Origin of the sequence: Streptomyces sp. NPDC007264 (assembly GCF_042869095.1) — a bacterium.
In the GTDB taxonomy this organism is placed as follows: Bacteria; Actinomycetota; Actinomycetes; order Streptomycetales; family Streptomycetaceae; genus Streptomyces.
On record NZ_JBIAFD010000014.1, the window covers coordinates 104,212 to 125,183 of the forward strand.

19 protein-coding genes are annotated in these 20,972 nt (G+C 69.2%); 13 read left to right on the top strand and 6 right to left on the bottom strand.

Going from position 1 to position 20,972, the window contains the following annotated elements; genetic code table 11:
- The first annotated feature begins 27 nt into the window (after nt 1-27).
- From ACFYMU_RS23645 to ACFYMU_RS23665, 5 genes are read left to right on the top strand one after another with little or no spacing between them, the layout of a single operon-like run.
- The gene (locus ACFYMU_RS23645) at nt 28-2,982 is read left to right on the top strand and encodes a helicase-related protein (RefSeq protein WP_388376453.1); all 2,955 of its coding nucleotides are present in this window, start codon (nt 28-30) and stop codon (nt 2,980-2,982) included.
- Nucleotides 2,982-7,142, top strand: coding sequence for an Eco57I restriction-modification methylase domain-containing protein (locus ACFYMU_RS23650; protein WP_388376456.1), 4,161 nt, complete (start codon nt 2,982-2,984; stop codon nt 7,140-7,142). The genes ACFYMU_RS23645 and ACFYMU_RS23650 overlap by 1 nt, the downstream gene beginning before the upstream one ends.
- Nucleotides 7,143-7,175: 33 nt before the next feature.
- On the top strand, nt 7,176-8,318 hold the full coding sequence (locus ACFYMU_RS23655) for an EcsC family protein (RefSeq protein WP_388376459.1): 1,143 nt from the start codon (nt 7,176-7,178) through the stop codon (nt 8,316-8,318).
- Nucleotides 8,319-8,347: 29 nt separating this feature from the next.
- Complete coding sequence (locus ACFYMU_RS23660) at nt 8,348-8,614, top strand: hypothetical protein (RefSeq protein ID WP_388376462.1); 267 nt, start codon at nt 8,348-8,350, stop codon at nt 8,612-8,614.
- A gap of 49 nt (nt 8,615-8,663) precedes the next feature.
- Nucleotides 8,664-10,310, top strand: coding sequence for a coiled-coil domain-containing protein (locus ACFYMU_RS23665; RefSeq protein ID WP_388376465.1), 1,647 nt, complete (start codon nt 8,664-8,666; stop codon nt 10,308-10,310).
- Between the two features lie 15 nt (nt 10,311-10,325).
- Here ACFYMU_RS23665 and ACFYMU_RS23670 read toward each other — a convergent pair whose 3' ends face one another.
- Nucleotides 10,326-10,520, bottom strand: coding sequence for a DUF397 domain-containing protein (locus tag ACFYMU_RS23670; protein WP_388376468.1), 195 nt, complete (start codon nt 10,518-10,520; stop codon nt 10,326-10,328).
- Nucleotides 10,517-11,383 carry a Scr1 family TA system antitoxin-like transcriptional regulator gene (locus ACFYMU_RS23675; protein ID WP_388376672.1) on the bottom strand — a complete coding sequence of 289 codons (867 nt, stop codon included), beginning with the start codon at nt 11,381-11,383 and terminating at the stop codon, nt 10,517-10,519. The genes ACFYMU_RS23670 and ACFYMU_RS23675 overlap by 4 nt, the downstream gene beginning before the upstream one ends.
- A 196-nt stretch (nt 11,384-11,579) precedes the next feature.
- Here ACFYMU_RS23675 and ACFYMU_RS23680 point away from each other — a divergent pair, with 196 nt between their 5' ends.
- The 3 genes from ACFYMU_RS23680 to ACFYMU_RS23690 all read left to right on the top strand — a co-directional run bounded on the left by ACFYMU_RS23680 (nt 11,580) and on the right by ACFYMU_RS23690 (nt 13,805).
- Nucleotides 11,580-12,017: an ATP-binding protein gene (locus tag ACFYMU_RS23680; protein ID WP_388376470.1), complete on the top strand. Its 438-nt coding sequence runs from the start codon at nt 11,580-11,582 to the stop codon at nt 12,015-12,017.
- 152 nt (nt 12,018-12,169) lie between these two features.
- Nucleotides 12,170-13,462: a PIN-like domain-containing protein gene (locus tag ACFYMU_RS23685; RefSeq protein WP_388376473.1), complete on the top strand. Its 1,293-nt coding sequence runs from the start codon at nt 12,170-12,172 to the stop codon at nt 13,460-13,462.
- Between the two features lie 79 nt (nt 13,463-13,541).
- Nucleotides 13,542-13,805, top strand: a complete 264-nt coding sequence (locus ACFYMU_RS23690) for a hypothetical protein (RefSeq protein ID WP_388376476.1) — start codon at nt 13,542-13,544, stop codon at nt 13,803-13,805.
- A 30-nt stretch (nt 13,806-13,835) separates the two neighbouring features.
- Here the strand turns inward: ACFYMU_RS23690 and ACFYMU_RS23695 are convergent, their stop codons facing one another.
- Together ACFYMU_RS23695 and ACFYMU_RS23700 are read right to left on the bottom strand one after the other, a co-directional pair.
- The gene (locus ACFYMU_RS23695; RefSeq protein ID WP_388376479.1) at nt 13,836-14,063 is read right to left on the bottom strand and encodes a hypothetical protein; all 228 of its coding nucleotides are present in this window, start codon (nt 14,061-14,063) and stop codon (nt 13,836-13,838) included.
- A 211-nt stretch (nt 14,064-14,274) separates the two neighbouring features.
- Nucleotides 14,275-14,943 (bottom strand): tellurium resistance protein, encoded by a 669-nt coding sequence (locus tag ACFYMU_RS23700; protein WP_388376482.1) that lies wholly within the window; start codon nt 14,941-14,943, stop codon nt 14,275-14,277.
- A 215-nt stretch (nt 14,944-15,158) separates the two neighbouring features.
- On the opposite strand from ACFYMU_RS23700, the gene ACFYMU_RS23705 reads away from it, so the two are divergent.
- The 5 genes from ACFYMU_RS23705 to ACFYMU_RS23725 are packed head-to-tail and all read left to right on the top strand — an operon-like array spanning nt 15,159 to nt 19,913.
- Nucleotides 15,159-16,586 carry a hypothetical protein gene (locus ACFYMU_RS23705; protein ID WP_388376485.1) on the top strand — a complete coding sequence of 476 codons (1,428 nt, stop codon included), beginning with the start codon at nt 15,159-15,161 and terminating at the stop codon, nt 16,584-16,586.
- Nucleotides 16,583-17,086: a hypothetical protein gene (locus tag ACFYMU_RS23710; RefSeq protein ID WP_388376488.1), complete on the top strand. Its 504-nt coding sequence runs from the start codon at nt 16,583-16,585 to the stop codon at nt 17,084-17,086. Before ACFYMU_RS23705 ends, ACFYMU_RS23710 begins: the two co-directional genes overlap by 4 nt.
- A gap of 39 nt (nt 17,087-17,125) precedes the next feature.
- Nucleotides 17,126-17,791, top strand: a complete 666-nt coding sequence (locus tag ACFYMU_RS23715; protein ID WP_388376490.1) for a VWA domain-containing protein — start codon at nt 17,126-17,128, stop codon at nt 17,789-17,791.
- Between the two features lie 8 nt (nt 17,792-17,799).
- Nucleotides 17,800-18,963 (top strand): protein phosphatase 2C domain-containing protein, encoded by a 1,164-nt coding sequence (locus ACFYMU_RS23720; RefSeq protein WP_388376493.1) that lies wholly within the window; start codon nt 17,800-17,802, stop codon nt 18,961-18,963.
- The gene (locus tag ACFYMU_RS23725; RefSeq protein WP_388376496.1) at nt 18,960-19,913 is read left to right on the top strand and encodes a hypothetical protein; all 954 of its coding nucleotides are present in this window, start codon (nt 18,960-18,962) and stop codon (nt 19,911-19,913) included. Before ACFYMU_RS23720 ends, ACFYMU_RS23725 begins: the two co-directional genes overlap by 4 nt.
- Before the next feature lie 197 nt (nt 19,914-20,110).
- On the opposite strand, the gene ACFYMU_RS23730 is transcribed toward ACFYMU_RS23725, so the two are convergent.
- Nucleotides 20,111-20,374: a hypothetical protein gene (locus ACFYMU_RS23730; RefSeq protein ID WP_388376499.1), complete on the bottom strand. Its 264-nt coding sequence runs from the start codon at nt 20,372-20,374 to the stop codon at nt 20,111-20,113.
- Nucleotides 20,371-20,724: a DUF6247 family protein gene (locus tag ACFYMU_RS23735; protein ID WP_388376502.1), complete on the bottom strand. Its 354-nt coding sequence runs from the start codon at nt 20,722-20,724 to the stop codon at nt 20,371-20,373. The genes ACFYMU_RS23730 and ACFYMU_RS23735 overlap by 4 nt, the downstream gene beginning before the upstream one ends.
- Nucleotides 20,725-20,972: the final 248 nt, after the last annotated feature.

Consider the following 20,972-nt stretch of genomic DNA (forward strand, 5'->3'; position numbering starts at 1 on the left):
ACCCATCCAGAGGATTTGAAGATCGCTATGGCATTCACGTACTCCGCCGGATCCCTGGTGAAGGCCCGTGGCCGCGAGTGGGTGGTACTCCCCGAGAGCGAGCCCGACCTGCTCGTCCTGCGCCCGCTCGGCGGCTCGGACGACGACATCGCGGCGGTGTTCCCGTTCGAGCCCGTCGAGGAGGCCCGCTTCGCCCCGCCGGAGCCGACCGACCTCGGTGACCAGCGGGCGGCAGGCCTGCTGCGCACGGCCCTGCGGGTGGGCTTCCGCTCGGGCGCGGGCCCGTTCCGCTCGCTGGCCGGCATCGCGGTGGAGCCGCGCGCGTACCAGCTGGTGCCGCTGCTGATGGCCCTGCGCCAGAAGACCGTCCGCATGCTGATCTCCGACGACGTCGGTATCGGTAAGACCATCGAGGCGGGCCTGATCGCGAGCGAGCTCCTGGCGCAGGGCGAGGCGAGTGGCCTGGCCGTGCTCTGCTCCCCGGCCCTGGCCGAGCAGTGGCAGCAGGAGCTGCGCGGCAAGTTCGGCATCGACGCGGAGCTGGTCCTGTCCTCGACGGTGTCGCGCCTGGAGCGGGGCCTGGATCTCGGCCAGTCCCTCTTCGACCGCTACCCCAACGTGATCGTCTCCACGGACTTCATCAAGTCCACCCGCCACCGTGACGACTTCGTACGCCACTGCCCCGACCTGGTGATCGTCGACGAGGCCCACACGTGCGTGGCGGCCGACGACACCTCGGCGAGCGCCCAGAGCCAGTTGCGGTACGAGCTGCTACGCCGGGTGGCGGAGGACGCCGAGCGTCATCTGCTCCTCGTGACCGCGACCCCGCACAGCGGCAAGGAGTCGGCTTTCCGGAACCTGCTCGGCCTGGTCAAGCCTGAGCTGGCGCACGTGAACCTGGAGTCGGAGACGGGCCGGAAGCTGCTCGCCCAGCATTTCGTGGCCCGCAAGCGGGCGGACGTACGCCAGTACCTCACGAAGGAGGACGGCCTGGCGGACGACTCCCTCGCCGAACGCACCGCCTTCCCCTCGGACCGCTTCTTCAAGGACGAGACGTACAAGCTGTCCCCCGAGTACCGGGCCCTGCTGGACGACGCGATCGCCTACGCGAGCGAGCGAGTCGAGGAGGCGGGCGGCCAGGGCAAGCGTGAGGCCCGTATCGCCTGGTGGTCGGCGATCGCCCTGCTGCGCTCACTGGTGTCGTCCCCGGCGGCAGCCGCGCAGACCCTCACCACCCGCTCGGCGGCGGCGATCGCGGCGTCGGCGGAGGAGGCCGACAAGCTGGGCGCCCCGCTGAACAGCGACGCGGCCGACAGCGACGCGCTGGAAGGCATGGACGTGGCGCCGGGCGCGGAGACGGACGAGGGCCCGGTGAAGTCGCAGCTCGCCGAACTGGCCGAACTGGCAGCGCAGTTGAAGGGCCCGGAGAAGGACCTCAAGCTGAAGGCGCTCATCAAGCACCTCAAGGCGCTGCTGGCCGACGGCTACAACCCGATCGTCTTCTGCCGCTACATCCCGACGGCCAAGTACCTGGCCGAGCAGCTCGCGAACGACCCGGAGACCAAGAAGCGCGGCCCCCTGGGCGCGAAGACGGTCGTCAAGGCGGTCACCGGCGAGCTGTCCCCGCAGCAGCGCATCGAGCGGATCGAGGCGCTGGCGGCGGAGGCCGGCGAGGACGCGGCGGCCCGCCGGGTCCTGATCGCCACCGATTGCCTCTCGGAGGGCGTCAACCTCCAGCACTACTTCGACGCCGTCGTCCACTACGACCTGGCCTGGAACCCCACCCGCCACGACCAGCGCGAGGGCCGCGTCGACCGCTACGGCCAGCGCCGCGACGAGGTCCGCGTCATCACCCTCTACGGCGACGACAACGGCATCGACGGCAAGGTCCTGGAGGTGCTGATCAAGAAGCACCGCCAGATCAAGAAGGACCTCGGCATCTCGGTCTCCGTCCCCGACGAGCTGTCGACGGGCGTGACGGACGCGATCGTGGAGTGGCTGCTGATGCGCGGCCGGGAGAACGAGGACGCGCTGTTCAGCGCGGACGCGTTCAAGGTGAGCACGGCGAAGCTGGACAGCGACTGGAACTCGGCGGCGGAACGCGAGCGGCAGTCCCGCTCCCGGTTCGCCCAGCGTTCCATCCACCCGGAGGAGGTGGCCCGCGAGGTCGCGTCGATCCGGGAGGCGCTGGGCGGTGCGGGGGAGATCCGGACGTTCGTACGCGAGGCACTGGGCGCGCTGGGCGCGGTACTGCGGGGCGCCGACGGCGGTGGCCGCGAGTCCGGGGACTTCACCGCCCAGGTCGGCGGCACTCCCGCGGGCCTGCGGGACGCGCTGGCGCCGGTGGTGGGCGCGGAGGTCGTGGAGAAGGACCGCGAGATCCCGTTCCGCGGCGACCCGGCGGTGGCGCGCGGCGAGGCGGCCCTGGTCCGCACGGACCTGGTGGTCGGCGCCCTCGCGTCCCACGTCCTCAACGCAGCCCTGGACACCCAGGCGGAGGGCGCCCGCCCGGCCCGCCGCTGCGGCGTCATCACGACGGACGCGGTCAGCACGAGGACGACCCTGCTGCTGGTCCGCTACCGCTTCCACCTCACGCTGCCGTCCCGGAGCGGCGAACGGCAACTGGTGGCGGAAGACGCCCGCCTGCTGGCCTTCGAGGGCGCCCCGAAGAACGGGGCGTGGCTGACACCGGAGCAGGCGGCGGCCCTGCTGGAGGCGACGGCGTCGGAGAACACCGACCCGCACTTCGGTGAGCGCACGATGACGCGTATCCTCGGCCAACTCCCTGACATCAACGGCTATCTGGAGACGTACGGCGATGAACTCGCCGCCGAGTTGGACGCGGCCCACCGCCGGGTGCGGGCCGCCTCCGGCGAGATCGTCCGGGGCCTGTCGGTCACCGCCCAGAAGCCCGCCGACATCCTCGGCGCCTACGTCTACCTGCCCGCCGCCGCTTCTGTTCCGGTTGGAGTGTCCGCCTGATGTCCGCCACCACCCGCAACCAGGTGTTCACCGCCGTCCACACGGTCGGGGGGCTGCTGCCGGCTGACATGCTGCTCAGGATCTCGGCGGACGGGGACGTGCCCGCCTCCTCGTCGGCCGACTACGGTCTGCCGTCATCGCGTTCGGTACGGGACGAGGCGGAGCGCAGCTGGGAGTACCTCAAGCCGCTGTGGCGGGAACTGCGCAAGCAGCTGCCGGAGAACCGCGACACGGGCGTGCCCGCCGCCGACCCGACGGGCATCGCCGACACCGACTGGCTGGCCCCGCTCTGGCACGAACTCGGCTTCGGCCGGCTCACTCCCGTGGGCCCCGGGGGCATCGCCGCAGACTCCGACCCGGAGAAGAAGTTCCCCGTCTCTCACCGCTGGCAGCACGCCCTCATCCACCAGACGGCCTGGAACGCCGACCTGGACAAGCGGCCGGGCGGCGCCGGCACGGTCCCGCCGCAGTCAATGCTCCAGGAGTGCCTGAACCGCACCGAGGCCCACCTGTGGGGCGTCCTGACCAACGGCCGCCAGGTCCGCCTGCTGCGCGACTCCAGCGCGCTCGCCACGGCGTCGTACGTCGAGTTCGACCTCGAAGCGATCTTCGATGGTGAGCTGTTCAGCGAGTTCGTGCTGCTGTACCGGGTGCTGCACGCGTCGCGTTTCGAGGTCGCGGAGGGCGCCGCTCCCTCGACGTGCCCGCTGGAGGCGTGGCGTACAGCGGCGATCGAGTCGGGTACGCGGGCCCTGGAGCACTACCGCGACGGCGTCCAGCAGGCGCTGGCCGCTCTCGGCACGGGCTTCCTCCGCCACCCCGACAACACGGAACTGCGAGAGAACCTCGACCCGGCCGCACTCCAGTCGGCGCTGCTGCGCCTGGTCTACCGCCTGATCTTCCTCTTCGTCGCCGAGGACCGCGAGGCCCTGCTGACACCGGACCCGGACGAGCAGGCCCGTGACCGCTTCACCCGTTACTTCTCCACGGCAAGGCTGCGTGAGCGGGCCGTACGCCGTCAGGGCACGGCGCACAGCGACCAGTACGAGGCCCTCCAGCTCGTCCTGAACGCGCTGGGCGACGAACAGGGCCGCCCCGAACTGGCTCTACCGGGCCTCGGTGGCCTCTTCAACACCACCGAGGCCGACGCCCCGCTCCGTGGCGCCCGCCTGGCCAACCGCCACTTCCTGGAGGCGGTACGGCACCTCGCGCGCGTCCGCGACGCGAACTCCGCGCGCTGGCGGTCCGTCGACTACCGGCACATGGGCGCCGAGGAGCTGGGGTCGGTGTACGAGGCACTGCTGGAGCTGGTGCCCAAGTACAGCGCGTCGGAGCGCACGTTCGAACTGGTCGACCGCGCGGGCAACGACCGGAAGAAAACCGGGAGTTACTACACACCCACCGCGCTGACCGAGGCACTGCTCGACTCCACCCTCACGCCCGTGATCGACGAGGCGGTGCGGCGCGGCGAGCGGCGGGCCCAGGACGAGGGCCACGCCGACCCGGCGGACACGATCGTCGAGGAACTGCTCTCCCTCACGGTCTGCGACCCGGCCTGTGGCTCCGGCCACTTCCTCGTCGCGGCGGCCCGGCGCATCGCCAAGCGGGTCGCCTCCGTGCGGGAACGCAACCCCGAGCCCACGGTCGAGGCCGTACGACACGCCCTGCACGAGGTCGTCGCACGCTGCGTGTACGGCGTCGACCTCAACCCCATGGCGGTGGAGCTGGCCAAGGTGTCCCTGTGGCTGGAGGCCATGGAACCGGGCCGCCCGCTCGGCTTCCTGGACGCGCACATCCGCCACGGCAACGGCCTCATCGGGGCCACCCCGGCCCTGATGCGGGACGGCATCCCCGATCGGGCGTTCAAGAAGACCGAGGGCGACGACGAGGGCTGGGCGAAGCAGCTCCTCTCACGCAACGAGCAGGAACGCGCAAACCAGGGCAGCCTGTTCGACCTCGAACCGGAGACCAGGGTCGCCAACACGACCTTCGCGAGGGGCCTGCGCCGCATCACCTCGGCACCGGCGCGGACACTGGCGGACGTGCGGCGCAAGGAGTCGGCGTTCAAGGAGTGGTCGACGTCCGCCGAGTACCTGCGGGCACTGCACCTGGCCGACGCGTGGTGTGCGGCGTTCGTGTGGGTGAAGCGGGAGGACGCACCGCCGGCCATCACGCACCGGGTGTTCCGGGGCCTTGAGGACCCCGAGGGCGACGCGGCCCCGCAGTCCACGCACGACGAGATCGTCCGGCTGCGAGAGCAGTACGCGTTCTTCCACTGGCACCTGGAGTTCCCGGAGGTATTCGGCGTGCCGGAGGGCGATGCGGGCGCGGGTGCCGAGGGCGGTGGGGTCGATCCGGCCACGGGGTGGGCGGGCGGCTTCTCGTGTGTGGTGGGGAACCCGCCGTGGGACAAGGTCGACTTCGAGGACAAGAAGTACTTCAGCGTGGTCGATCCGGAGATCGCGGCAATCTCGGGTACGGCTCGTCGGACGCGGATCGTGGCGTGGGAGGAGGAGCATCCGGTCGAGGGGGCACGGTATCGGGAGGCCCGGCGCACGGTGAAGGGGACGTTTCACTTCGCGGGGGACTCAGGGGTTTTCCCCTTGTGCGGGAAGGGGTTGACGGTCAAGGGCGTCAACTCCCTGCAGACGGATGTCCTATTCGCAGAGCGGATGTCGAACGTCGTTGCATCGGACGGGCGGTTCGGCGTCATCCTCCCCACGGCGATCGCCACCGGCGCGGGCTCGCAGTACCTGTTCTCCGACTTCACGCGGCGCGGGGTTCTGGTCTCGCTGTACGACTTCGAGAACCGGCGGCCCAAGAGTCCCGCGCTACCGAAGGGCGGCAAGTGGTTCGAGAGCGTGCACTCCAGCTACAAGTTCTGTCTACTCTCCCTCACCGGCCGCGCTGCACGGGTGCCCGCCGCTCGTTTCGGCTTCTTTCTTTCCGAGATCACCGACCTCGACAACCCCGAGCGCGTGTTCGCTCTGAGCCCCGAGGATCTCGCCCTCATCAATCCCAACACGGGCACGCTTCCGGTGTTCCGGACTCGCCGGGATGCGGAGCTGACGGCGGCCATCTATCGCCGGATGCCCGTGATGTGGAACGAGGAAAACCGGGGCGGGAATCCATGGGGGATTAAGTTCAGCAATCACTTCAACATGACAGATGACTCGGATCTCTTCCACACTCGTGAGGGCTTGGAGCGGGACGGGTGGCACCTTGATGGCAACGTGTTCGTTCGCGACGATGACCGAATGATGCCGGTTTTTGAAGGCAAAATGGTCCACCACTTCGATCACCGCTGGAACTCCTACCACGGCCTCGGCAACGACGAATACCAACGCGTTCCGATCGACGCCAAGCAGGCCCCGCAAGTCGTGGCTCAGCCTCGCTACTGGATCCAGGAGAAGGGGCTAGTCGCTACCCAGCGAAAGGGAAAGGAATTCAGGGTCCCCGGCGTGTTGGCCCGGCTCGAAGAGCTTCAGTGGCGACACGGCTGGGTGATCGGTTCACGTGATGTCTGCCGCACAACCGACGAACGAACAGCGATCCCGGCGTTCCTTCCCGTGTCCGCCGTGAGCTACACGTTTCCTCTTATGCTGCCGTCGTCATCTCCAGGGCTCGCCGCCGCCTTGGTCGCAACACAGAGCTCGCTGGTGTACGACTACGTTGCTCGTCAAAAAGTCGGCGGGATCCACATGAACCGAATGGTGGTAAAGCAACTCCCCATCCCCACCCCTACCACCCTCGAACCCCACCTCCCCTTCCTCCTCCCCCGGGTACTCGAACTCGTCTATACGGCTTACGACATGACCCCTCTCGCGCGCGACCTGGGCGACGAGGGCGAGCCGTTCCGCTGGGGCGAAACGCGACGTTCCCAACTGCGCGCGGAGTTGGACGCGTACTTCTTCCACCTGTACGGCATCTCGGCCGAGGACACCGACTACATCCTGGAGACCTTCCAGTCGGAGTCGGGCGGTCTGAAGAACAACGAGATCTCCAAGTACGGCGAATTCCGCACCAAGCGGCTCGTGCTCACCGAGTACGACCGCATGGCCACCGCCGGCCTGAGCCTGGAGAAGCCCCTCGTGGACGGCGAGACGTACACCTCGCCCCTCACCCCGCCCCCGGGCCACGGCCCGCGCCACCCCGCCTGACCACTCGCCCCAGCGACAGGAGCGCCACGGACCATGAGTAACCCGCAGGACTCGCAGCAGCCCAGACCGCTGCCCTCGGACTACGAGCTCGACGCATGGCGTGCCATCCAGCAGTTCAAGGGCCGCCCGCTGTCACGGGCGATGAGCAACGCCGGCGAGCAGGTGGCGAACGGCGTCTCGGCTCTCGGCAAGCGTGCCGCGAAGCAACTGGAGAACCACCCCAGGGCGAAGTCGGCGCTTTCGCGTGGACAGGACATCGTCGCCAAGGGCGCTCAGAAGGTCGGCGCCGGAGCGCGCGGAGCCGCCGACGCCCTGCCGGACTGGAGCGGCACTGCTGTTCAGTCCATACGGCAGATGGTGGGGCGGGTCTCACGAGCGGGACTCTCCCCCAAACGCGTGGTGGCGCTCCACACGAAGCGCGGGCACGACGTCGCGTCGCTCTCCGACCTGCGCCGCCTCGACCTCAAGCAGATCGACGCTGTCCGGGGACGCGGGGCGAGCTGGTACTACCCGGCCGCCGCGGCGCTCGCGGGAGCGGGTGCGGGGCTGGTGATCTCCGGAGGAGAGCTCGTCATCGCCGCCTCGGCCGGCGCGGCGTCAGCGCCTTCGGGCGGTGCGATCGCGGGCGCTTTCGCCGCCGATACCGTGGCCGTCCTCGGGCTCGCGTCCCGCGCCGTCGGCCATGTCTCGCTGTTCTACGGCTACGACCCCGAAGAGCCTGCCGAGAAGCTCTTCGTGATGTCTGTCGTCAACGTCGGGACGGCGAGTTCGGCCACCGCCAAGAACGCCGCGATGGCCGACATCTCGCGACTCACCCAAGCACTCTTCCGTGGCAAAGCGTGGAAGGAACTGAACGACGCGTTTGTCACCAAGGTCTCTCAGCAGTTCGCGAAGGCCTTCAGCTTCCGCCTCACCAAGAAGGGGCTCGGCAAGGCCGTACCGGCGTTCGGGATCGTCATGGGAGGCGCCTTCAACTGGACCACCCTGGAGGGAGTCGTCGACGCCGCCGACATGGCATACCGGCGGCGGTTCCTGCTGGAGAAGTACCCACATCTCGCCGACGATGAGGCATCCGTGTCGTTCCCCGACACCGACCCGGACGTCCCGGACGACGCCGACGAAGCGATCAGCCTGCTCGACGAGATAGCCGAGGCAGGCGGACCCGACCTCCACTGACGCGGTGTCCCGGCGGCGGACGTCGCCATGTGACCGCCGGAACGAACGCGATTCAGGCCCCCACCGCGAACCCCACGAACCGCGAACACTCCTCACGTCACCGTAAGGACTGGGCCCAGTACGGCGCGTACCCCACCAAGGAACTGATCCTCGCCGAGTACGACCGCATGACCGCTGTCCGCCTCACCCTGGTGACCCCGCCCGTCGAAAGCGAGAACTACACCTCTCCCGCTCACCCCACTCCCGAGCCACGGGCCCCGCCACCCCGAAAGCCGATCCACAGCCTCTCCAAGTAGCAACCAGGCGGCCGGCCAGCGTTGACCGACCGTGTCGAAGGGACCGCCGATGGAACCTCGCGGCTACCGCATGGTCGTGTCGACCCCGCAGGACTACGTGACCACCTCCGCCCTCACCGAACGCCAGCTGTACGCCTGGCTGGAACAGAAGCGCTACGACACGTCCGCGCTGGACGAGGGCCGCAACGACATAGCCGTGAACGTCACGCTCGACCGTGACTCGGCATCAGGCCTGCGTGGCGCATACACCCGCTGGCGCATGCGCGAGACTCCGTCCCCGCAAGTCGGGACCTGGCAGTCCACGCTCACCATCCGCCGGGACCATCGGGACACCGAGGACCGCACCTGGCTGCAGGTTGACATCGAGCACATGCCGCTGTCTCCCGACAGGCCGCCGACCCGCGCCAACACGCCCGGTATCGCACGCCTCCTCCTCGATTCCCTCGACGCCAGGGACGGCCTCGCCGAGGTGAAGGCGAAGCCCACCTTCATCGAGCCGGAGGACGTCCAGGAGGTCATCGAGGAACTCTGCGACGAGCAGCGCCGCCTCCCCGTCGTCGTCGCCACCGTCCCGTATGGTGCCGACGCCGACGGCTACGCCGAAACCACAGTGGAGACCGCCTGCAAGTACCTCCCCGGCCTCGCCATCCTTTACGTTCTCTCGCCCGAGGCCCAGCCCGCCTTCAACAGGGCTCTCGAATTCCACCCTGTGTTCGGCGGTGGCATCCGCACCTACCTCCCCGGCATAGACCCCGCCTGGAAACCGGACGCCCAACGCCACCCGGTGATGTCACGGCGAACCCTTGAGGCGGACGTACACCGAGCCGCGAAAACCCTCGCTCTCCTTCCTCAACGCCTGGCGTTGCGACAACAGTTGCCCGGCGCACTCGCATCGCTGCCCATCCAGCGCACCAGACCGCGTCAGCAAGCCCACGGCTCCGACCTCGACAAGCTGACCGTCGAGAACAGGACCCTCAACGCACTCCTTGATGAGGCCGAACAGATCGAGGCGACCCGAACGCAGGAGATCAGCGGACTCAACGCGGACCTGGAGAAGGCGGACCGTGCCGCAGATGAACTCCGTGGCGAGAACGAGGAGTTGTACGAGCAGTTCCAGGCCGTCCAGCGCCGCGTCCGCTTCCTGCAGGAACAGCTCAGGAATACCGGCGAGTTCGGAGCCGCCAACGCCGAGCCCCCGGCTCCCGACATCGTCTACCCGGAAACCTTCTCCGACCTGCTCGACCGCCTCGGCGAACTCCCGCACCTCTCCTTCACCGGCAAGCAGAAGATCACCCGCGACCTCGACAGCCAGTCCGTGGACAACTGGCTTCACGTCGCCTGGGACGCTCTCCTCGCCCTGAACCACTTCGCCAAGGCCTCGGCTGACGGCACCGCGGGCGGCGACTTCCTCAGCTGGTGCAAGAGCGAGAAGTCACACGCCTACCCGTTCCCGGCGGCCAAGGTCGCGATGCGCGAGTCGGACACCGTCGCCCGCAAGGACAAGCTCCGCCGGGAACGCATGCTTCGCGTACCCACGTCGGTGGACCCCGCCGGCGAGGTCTTCATGCAGGCTCACCTGCGCATCGGCTCGGGCAACACCATCGCTCCGCGCCTGCACTTCTACGACGACGGACCGGGGACAGGCCTGGTGTACGTGGGGTACCTCGGCTCGCACCTACGCAACACCCTGACCTGACGGGCGCGGTAGGGATCAGGCCTCGGCCACGGAACCCACGAATGCCACGAACTCCGTCCAGTGATCTCGCCCCACGGCGAAGTACGGGCGAGTCACGTCCTTGGAGTCTCGAACGCATATGGCCTGTCCGGTGACGGCGATCTCGATGCAGCTGTCACCCGAGCTGCCGCTGTAGCTGGACTTGAACCAGACGAGTTCCGTCGTGCTCATAGCTCTCCTCGCAGTCGCTCCAGCAGGCCCCGCGAGTCCTGGGGGTTGAGGGCCTGCGAGCGCAGTGTGTCATAGCGCTGCTGGAGGACGCGCACCTCTTTGTGGTCGGAGATCAGCCGGCCGTTCTCCTGTCCTTCGGAGTACGCCAGCCGCCGCCCCTCAGGCGTCTCCAACAGTTGCACCGGACCGTCCATGCAGGCATGGAACTCAGCCTCGGTCCGCATGACCTGGAGCATCACGTTGGGCGGCGACGTCAGCTCCAGCACGAGATCCAACTGTCCCCGCAGCACCTCACGACCCCCCAGCCTGCGCCGGAAGACGGCCTCCTCCACGATGAAGTGAAACGGCACCGTCAGCCGGTCGCGAAGCATCCGCTGCCGCTCCAGTCGCGCCTCGATCTGGGCCTTCGTCTGCTCCTCGGTCAGCAGCGGCAGCCGGTTCTCGAACAGGGCCCGCGCATACCCCTCCGACTGCAACAGCCCCGGCACCAGCCTGCACTCGTACGTGTACAGACTCACCGCCACCCGCTCCAGCCGAGCCCACTGCCGGAACCAAGCCGCAAGCCCCACATCCCCCCGCCCTCGCGTCACGTACTTCGACGACTTCCGTAACGCCCCGGTGTTCCCGAGGAGTTCCTCCGACCGCACCACGTACGACTCGTCGGGCATCCTCCGCCCCAGCTCCACCGACTCCACGGTGTGCCTGGAGAAGCGCACCAGGTCCGCGAACTCGGCCCTGCTGTATCCCGCGTGCTCTCGCAGCGCCTGCTGGACGGCACCCCAGGTCCGCAGACTGTCCGAGGGGTCGGGCTCACGATCCTGCTCACCGCCGACCGACTCCCCGTCGCCGCCGCCGTCGGTCATGATGTCGATGCCGCCCGTCATACGCGGCCACCTCCCGTTCCGTACACGCAACACGCACTGTCTGTCGCCCCACGCCTGACGGCACCCAGCGTGACGGAAGACCTTGCGTACCGTCCACAGAATGTGTCCGTACGCTGACGCACCGTACGGGCGTCACTCCTGGAGCGCGCCCCCACGCGCCCGCCACGGTGGCCCCATGAGCGCAATCCTTCCCCAACCACCTGGCACCGTGGCCACGTTCGCCCAGCGCCTGTCCTCCACCCGTCGAGGAGCCCGTCTCGCACGCCTCCTCGCCACCACTCAGCTCCGCGCCTGGGACCTGTCACCCGAAGTGGCCGAGAGGGTCGAACAGATCGTCGCCGAGCTTGCCGCCAACGCGGCCCTGCACGGCCACGTCCAAGGCCGCGACTTCCGCCTCTCCCTCACCCTCGACACCACGACCGGACTCCTCCACATCGCGGCCACCGACGCCAAGGGCGGGCAACTCTCGGTCGTGCCAACCGACTCGGCGACAGACGGGGAGAGGGGCCGCGGTCTGCTCATGGTCGGCGCGCTGGCCGACCGGTGGGGCACCGAACCGCATCCGCCGGTTGGCAAGACCGTTTGGGCCGAGGTGAGCCAGCGGTCCAGCTGACACGGGACGCCCAGCCCGGCCAACAGAGCGGCGAGAGTTCCGCGTTCACTCCCTCTGGTCGTCTGCGACGCGCTACGGTCCCGGCAGGCGAACACGAAGGGGACGGACCGGTACGCCCCTCGGACGCGGCACACGGCGACGGCGGGGGCGCAGTGACAGAGGACACGACGGCCGGGGCGGACAACCGAGGTCTCTTCGACGACTTCGGTGCCTTCCGGACCCCGACCACCGACGACTTCACCTCCGTGCTGACCCACGGTCTGGTCGCCCCCGACGCCAACGTCCTGCTGAACCTCTATCGGTACACCGAGCAGGCGCGCGGCGACCTGCTGCGCGCACTTGGCGCCGTGGAGGACCGGTTGTGGGTGCCTCACCAGGTCCTTGTGGAGTTCTGGCGCAACCGTGAGAGCACCCTCAGCGACGCACGGTCCTCCGGCGCGCAGGCCGCCGAGGACATGGCCGGTCATGCGGCCCAGGCGGAGCGCACTCTGCGTACCTGGGCCAATCGCGTGGCCCTGCCGGAGGAGGAGACCGACCGTCTGCGCGGTCAGCTGAACGAGGTCTTCGACGACGTGCAGGAGACGATCGTCAAGGTCGGCGAGGGCGAGTGGCAGAACATCACCCACGACACGAGCACCGATCCCGTCATCGCGGAACTGGAGCCCGCGCTCGACGGCCGGGTCGGCGCTCCACTGAGTCCGCAGGACCACGACAAGGCGATCGCGGAGGGCATGCGCCGCGTCGAGAAGCGGCTGCCTCCAGGCTACATGGACAAGACGAAGGAAGGTGTGGGAGCCGCCGCCGACTATCTCGTGTGGGAGCAGATCCTCCGGGAGGCCGGCCGCCGCCAGTGCGACGTGCTGTTTGTGACGGCGGACGTCAAGGAGGACTGGTGGCGAAAGGAGCAGGGTTTCAACCGCGGCCCCCGGCCGGAACTGACCGAGGAGCTCAGGACCCGGGGCGGCGGGCGGCTGTTCATGCTCACTCCCAAGCGGTTCCTGGAGGTCGCCGCGCCGATCCTGGAGTTCGGTCTGCGTGAGGGGTCCGTCGAGGACATCGAACGCGTCGAACGGATCGGGACCGACGACGGAACCTACGGCGGCTGGACGACCGACACGCTCCAGGAACTCTTCGACCGGTTGACCTACGAGAACTACGAGGACAGGGTCGCCGTCATCAAGTACGCCGCCGAGATGGACGGTGTCGCGGACGCCAAGCGCATCTACGACATCTGTCACTACCCCGAGGGCCGCTCCCTCAGAGGCTTCACCAAACCCGTCACCCGCATCACCGGTCTGCTGCGCAACCTGGGCAAGATCCCGGAGTCGGCCGTCCAGGTCCTGAAGGCCGAATACGACGCGGGCCCTGGCCCCGCGTCCGGCTTCTCCGTCCACCCGCTCCTCGTACCACTCGTCAACGAGCTGGGAGACGAGGACGAGTCGTGACCGCCGACCGCCGACCGCCGACCGCCGCATCGCACGGCGCGTAAGCGGCCGGCGAAGCCGCGTTGTTACGCTCCACGCCATGCCTCATGCAGCAGCGCGGGAGATGCGCTCTCCGATCCTGTCGATCCACCCGTACATACCGGCCATTGAGCAACAGGGCGATGTGATCTGCTCCATGGCGTCACGTGGCGATTGCGACCACAAGCTCGTCGCGGAGGTACGCCCCGAGTTCAGCGACGGCACCTCTCCCCGCTGGCGGGTGTGCGGTGAGTGGCTGACCAGCCATCCGTCAGCCATCGCCCACATCACCGCGAACGGCTTCCAGGAATCCGCCACCCCTTGACGGGGCAGCGCCGGAGCCCTGTGCCGGCGACTACGCCAGCCGATATACGGCCTGGCCCGGGTCGGGCCTCACGATCAGACCGTCGTTGGCGAGCTCACGCAGGTTGTGGCGTGCTTCCTTGCCCGCGGCCTCGTCGTTCGTCGGCCGGTACCCGGCGACTCGCAAGGCCAGTACGGCACGTTCGGTGTCCCAGGTGCCGCCCAGTGCCTGGATCACCGCGGCGAGCGCCTGCTTGTGCGTCAGCGGCTTCTCGGTCATCTCACCCTCCCCTTTGAAGACCGTCACAGCATGACACGCGGTGGTAGGGCTCCTGCTGGCCGGGACCGGCTCAGAAGCGGAAACCGAAGAGACCCCCTCCTCGTCACGGCCCTCGCCGACCGCTGAGGCACGGAGCCGTACCCGCTCCCGGGCAAGACGGTCTGGGCGGAACTCGACGGTTGCCGCCCTCATCAGCAGGCGAACCGCCCGCTTACAGAGGGGGCTTGACCCCCGGTACCCACTCGAAGCCGAAGCCGTAGGCCTGGTCGATGAGCTGCTGGTTCGACGACCACGGCCGGGCGGTGAACCAGCGGACCTCTCGCCGCAGGTCGAGGGTGTCGTGCCCCGGGGTCAGCAGGGCGATGGCGCACGAGGTCGCTCCGGCCGGGGAGTCGTCGAGGTGGATCCGCCAGGTGCCGCTCGGCGCGCTGATGGTGACGACGCCTCCGAGGGTCCGGAAATCGGCCGCGCCCTCGTAGATGTACACATAGACGAGGAGCTTGGTGAACTGGCGTCGGTGCTCCAGGCTGACGCGCAGCGTCTCCCCGTCTGAGGTCTCGCCGGTCCGGTCGTCCTGGTCGAGGCTGACGTAGGGCCAGGCGTCGAGATCGCCGAACGCGGCTCCGAGAGGCTGCACGGCGGTACCCATGCCGTCGTGGGTGAGAACCATGCAGCCCAGATCGAGATCGGCCTCGGAGGCGACTGACCAGTTGAGGTTGACCTGGAGGACACCCCGCCCCGCGATCTCGGCTCGTGGTGTCCGCCGGGTGAGGTCGACCGTGTGTGGCGCCGGCTCCCGCGCCGTCCGCCTCTCGGACTCGGCGGGAGACCCGCCTCCGGTCAGCTGGATGACACCCCGCCGCCTGCCGTCACCGCTCAAGGAAGCCCCCCTGGTCCAGCGCTCCACATGACCGCTTCATGCCACGCCGTCCGCCGATGAGATCGTCGTCTATTATGGCGCGCCTGGTGAAGAAGATGTGAAAGTCTCCATCAGTTCGTTCTGCGCGGCAGGGGGCACGCGCCGCTGGTCCCGGCCCGACCGTCGCCGCACTTGGATACGCAAGAACGACCCGGCGTCACCGGGCAGGGGTGGGAATGTTCACGGCGACACAACTCGACAAAGGGGTGACGGCACGTCACCTCGAGGACCTGGCGCAGGATCCTGCGCTCGCACCGCGCGCCGAGGAACTGCGCGCGCTGGCACAGGCTCTCGACTCCACCGACACGCAGGCCCTGGACGCATGGGCCGATCTCGACTTGATGGGGCACTTCGCCCGCCCCGAGAGCGTTGCCAGGCCCGTGGCGGAAGGCCGGGGCGCACGGTTCGACTCCGTGCTGGACTGGGTGCTCGGAGCCCTGGTCTTCCTGCCGCTGCTTTTCACCTGGTTCGGCCTGTGGCAGGCGTCCAGTGCGTACGGGGCGCTCACGGGTGACGACCCCAAGGCCGCGGGCCGGCCGTTCCTGCAGCTCTGGCAGTCCGGGTTTGACGGACACCTGGGAGAGGTCTTCCGGTTCGGGCACGTCGCCGTGGGCGGGTGCCTGACCCTGGCGATGCTGTTCGTTCTCACCGCCGTGCACGGCTACCGGCGTACCGCGGCCGAACGCAGTGCGGAGGAGGCTCGCGGACGCACCCGTGCGGCCCTTGCCCGCCTGGTCCCGGTCCTCACCAGGGCGCAGCTCTCGCTCAACGAACATCGATTCGCCTCCCCGCAGCGCTTCGCGGCAGAGCTCAACTCGGCGGCCGGCCGGCTCCAGCGTATGCAGACCAAGGCCATCGCCACGCAGGAGAAGCTGACCCAGGCCGCCCAGGTGGTGGGTGAGGCCATGGACAAGGCGGAGCAGCGTCTTGCCCAGGCGGAGGCGTACGTGCGGCCGATCGAGCAGGTGGTGTTGCGCATCGAGGAGACCGTGCGGGACAGCGGGACGGCCATCCGGACCGCCGTACAGGGCTTGGACGACCCGGTGACGCAGGCGGGCCGACGGCTTGCCGACGCGGTCAACGGACAGACAGGTGTGCTCGACAAGGCGGCGGGAGAACTGCGCGGGGCTGGTGACGCGATGCGCGATCTCCTCGCCCGTACCGCGGACCGGCTGGAGGCCGCGGTCGGCGCCAACGGCACCAGCGTCCACAAGGCGCTGACCGACGCGGCTCAGCAGGTCGAGGACTCCCTGACGGTACTGGCCGCCTCGCAGCGCGGTTTCACCACCGGCATCGAGGTCGTCGCGGATGTCAACGGCCGGCTGCTGAACGACCTCGGTGCGGTGGCCGAACGCACCGGTGAGGCCGCGGAGGCCTCCCGCGAGGCCCTGCTCGGCATCGAGACCCGCAGCCTCGCCCTGCACGAAGCGGCCGGCCGTTTCACCGACGTCACCGACGCCTTGGTCCGGGCCCTGCGCGAGACCGAGGCGGCGCGGGTCGGGGCGGAGGCGGCGCGGGCGGGGGCCGAGGCGGCCCAGAGGCAGGCCGAGGACGAGCTGCGGCAGGCGAAGGAACTGCGGGCCGGAATCGGATCCGGACGGTGAGCCCGGTGAGAAGAGGGTTCCGCTTCACTCCGCTGCATCTCGCCGGGTGGCTCTTCGCCGACATGCTGCTCGTCCTCGCCCTCGTGTCCATGGGAGACCGGGGCGATCCGCTGGCCGCGCAGGCCGCCACGCGTCCTTCCCCGTCCACCGCGTCCCCCGACGCGGAGCCGTCACCCGGCCCGAGTCCGACTCCGCAGGGTCCTCGGTCGGTGGAACGCAAGCCGGTGAAGGTCCATGTGACGGCGACGGTCGGTGACACGGCAGGCATGGTGGAGCAACTACGAGCCGCCACCGCTCGCTACCAGGGCCGCGCCGCCGCCTTCGTGCTGACCTTCGGCCAGGCCCCCGAGCCCGGTGACGGTCAGGCCTACGCGCGCGAGATCAACAAGTCGCTGCGCAAGGCACGACCCGACATGTTCACCGACGCGACGACGCGGGACTTCTGGAACGGCGGTTCCGCGGGTTCGGCCGACCTGGAGATCTACTTCTACACCCGTTGACGGCTGAGCCGTCACCTACGCCCACGCTCGGGAGAGCTCATGCAGATCCTGCCTTTCTACATGGTGTGCGACGAATCCGGTTCCATGGCGGGAACCGGCGTGGACGCCATCAACTCGGCCCTGCCCGACCTGCACCACGAGATCAGCACCAACCCCAGTGTCGCGGACAAGACCCGCTTCGCCCTGATCGGGTTCTCCACTCAGGCGTCCGTGCTGCAACCGCTCGCGGACCTGAGCGAGCTGACACAGCTGCCGTCTCTGTCGGCGGGCGGAGTGACCTCCTTCGGAGCCGCCTTCGGTCTGCTGAAGGACACCATCGAGAAGGACGTCACGGCGTTGAAGGCGGAGGGCCACGACGTGTACCGGCCCGTGGTGTTCTTCCTGTCCGACGGCATCCCCACGGACGACGGCTGGCGTACGACGCTCAAGGAGCTGAACGGGTTCCGCTACGCCCCGAAGATCATCGCCTTCGGCATCAGCGACGCCGACGCGGCGATCATCACCGAGGTGGCCAACTTCAAGGCGTTCATCCAGCAGGACGCTTCCATCACCCCGGCCGTCGCGCTCCGCGAGTTCGCCTCCAGCCTCACCCGGTCCATCGTAAGTTCGGCGACCAGCATGGCCGCACAGGGCGGGGACGGGTTCCAGCTCCAGGTGGACGAGCAGGTGCCCGGCTTCACCAGCCTCTCCCTGGACAAGCTGTGAGCGGCCCGATGAACCACGACGCATCCCGCGGCGCGTACGACGATCCGGGACATGACCCCCGCCGCACGGGTGGGGCCGCCGATCCCGACGGCCTCGACGCGCACATCGCGGGCCTGCCGTACGGCGTCATGGCACGCGAGACGTTCCCTCGGGTCCCCGAAGCCACCGCGCCGACGGTACCGCCGGCGCGGCAGGCGTTCGCGGAGCCCGAGCCGTTGGCGCAGCCGGAAACGTTCGCGGAGCCCGAGACGGAGCGTCTGCGGGGAGTGCCGGCGCACGTCGGCAATCGCCCTCCCAGCTATCCGCCCCATCCCCTGGGACGACCCTCCGTGCGGGACGCGGACCCCTTCGCGCCCTTCTCACCCGTGGTCCTGCTGGACGGCGCCCAGATCGGGCGGTTGACCGTGCGTGCCGCCTCGGTGCGGGGCGACTCCCACAACTGGGAGGGCAGTTGCCGCCAGGACGCCATGGCGGTGACGCGGATCGGTCCGCCGGAGGCGGAGCTGCTTCTGCTGGCGGTCGCCGACGGCGTGGGCTCCGCGCTGTACTCGCATGTGGGCTCCTACCAGTTCTCGCGCCTGGCAGCCGTCTACCTGGACCGGGAGGCCGAGAGCATCTACGCGGCCCTGTGCGCTCGCAACGAGGACGAGCTTCGGGTCCTGGCCACCAAGGCGGTCGCCGGCGCGGCCGCCGAACTGCGCTCCGGGTGGGCACGTGCCGCACAGCATCAGCCCCGTCCCTACGCCGACCAGGACTACGCCACCACGCTGCACGTCCTCCTGATCCCCACGGACGGGCGCATCCGCGACCGTGTCCTCTTCAGCGTGGGTGACGGTGGCCTGTTCGTGCTGCGTGATGGCCGCTGGGAGCACGGGGACCCGGACGGCGGCGGGGAACTTCTCGACACCCGCACCGAGGCTCTCCCGCACGCCTACCGCAGCGTCAAGGCCACTGTGCTGCGCACCGTGCCGGGGGAGGTTCTTCTGCTGGGCACCGACGGCATCACCAACCCCCTGAGCCAGAAGGACCCCGAGTTCGCACGCCGCCTCGCCGGCGCGTGGGGCGGGCCCGAGGCCCCGTCCTTGTCGGACTTCCTGTGGCAGGCGCAGACACGGGCCAAGTCCTACGACGACGACCGGACCGTCGTCTGTGTGTGGGAGGAGCAGGCATGAGCACCGAGGACGGCGCCGACGTCGCCCGCTCGTCGCTCACGCTGGGGGACCGGGTCGGCAGCGGCGGCCAGGGTGAGGTGCATGCCGTCGGCGACGGGTTGCTGCTCTACAAGGAGTACAAGGATCCGTCCAAGGTCAATGGCCGTGCGCTCGCGGACCTGGTCGCGTTCCGGCAGGGGCTCGGCCAGGCCGATCGGGTCCGCTTCGACGCACTCGCCGCCTGGCCGCTGTGCAGGGTGGTCGATGGCGGCCGGACGCTCGGTTTCCTCATGCAGCGTGCCCCGTCTCCCATGACGTGGCGCACCGCGACCGGGACGACGAAGCTCCTGGAGTTGCAGTACCTGATCCGGCCTCCGAAAGTGGCCTGGCAGGAAGTGTCGCAGCCGACTCCCGAGCAGCGCCGGACTCTCGCGTTGGTCTGCGTCGAAGCCATCGGCTGGTTCCACGACGCCGGACTGGTGGTCGGGGACATCTCGCAGGCCAACGTCCTGTGGTCCCTCACGCCCGAACCCGCCGTCCACTTCCTGGACTGTGACGGCTTCCGCAGGGTGGGGCGTGACGCCGTCCAGGCCCAGGCCGCCACTCCCGACTGGAACGACCCGCTCGCCCCCTCCACCGAGGCGAGTGTCGACACGGACGCGTACAAGACTGCCCTCACCGCGGGGCGCATTCTCGCGCAGGAGCCGTACCTCAGACCGGACCAGGAACTGCGGCCCGTCGCCGGTTGCCTCAACGAGCGTCAGGCCGCCGCAGCGGGACGACTCTTCGCCCAGGCCGCGGGCGAGCGCGGAACCCGGCCCCGCCCGAGCGAGTGGCACACCGCGCTGAGCGACCGCGGCACCATCACCCTGACCGCGGCGGCGCCCCGGCCCCGCCCGTCCGTCGATCACACGGTCCTGGACGGGGTACGTGACCGGACACCGATCGACCTGCGCGCACCCCGCTCGTAGACAGGGATCCGGCGCCACACGGCCCGGATCCCTCCGCTTCCCCGCGCCCCGAGCACTTCCCGCACCCGAAACGGCTGGTCAGGCCCCGGAAACCAGCTCCGACCCGCGGTGGGCCGCCAGGTGTTGTCGTCGATCCGCTGGAGGCGCCTGAACCAGGCATTGCCCGACGAAGACGAGTCCTGACCAGCGACAGGCCCTCACCCGTTCCAGACGATGTTGCAGACGTAGACGCACTCGTGCCGGGGTACGGCGAGGAACTGGATGAAGCCGCGTCCGCCGAAGATCGGGAAGTTCCTCAGCCCGCCGGGTTTGTCCTCCGGCCTGCTCCCCGCCGTCTCGGCGTCGCGGCCCAGCGCAGCGAGTTCGGTGGCGATGCGCTCCACCTCGGCGACCACACCGACGGGGAGTCCGGCGATCAGGTACTCCTCGCTGGGGTTGTAGTCCCACTTCCAGTCGGTCACAAGCCGGCCTCGGCCTCCGCCTCCGCGTGGATCCTCCTTATCTCGGTGATGGCCTCCGCCGGATCCTCCACCCCGCCGCTCACCACGTCCTCCAGGTGACGCAGGCGATCGGCTCGTGAGGGGTAGCGCTGAATCGCGACGAACACACCCCAGGTGTGGACAAAGGTGCGCAGTGGCGCAAGGGACTGGGCCCGCTGAGCACTGGTGGTCGCCTCGACGAGATCACGGACGAACGCCGGCATGCGGCTCGGCGTGAGCTCTTCGACGGCGGCACGCAGGGCGTCGGGGGTCAGGGCGGGCATGGGGATGAGCGGCTCACCGGGCTGCGGCTGCGCGTGCAGTGCGGTCACGGTCGTGCTCCCGGTTCGATGGTAGGCGTCGGCTGCGCTGTAGACGGTACCCGCACCGCGCCGGATCGACGGCCGGATCAACGCAAGGGCATGACCTGATCACGCCTGGTCGCCAGTCGGTGAGCGAGTCACGTCGCACGGAGAGATCACGCTCCGGGTCGGCCGGCCGCCGCTGTTTCAGCCCGGCACCTTCCTTGCGTACACAAATTCGAATTCCTGGAATCCAGCAAATGCGTTGACAGTGCTAA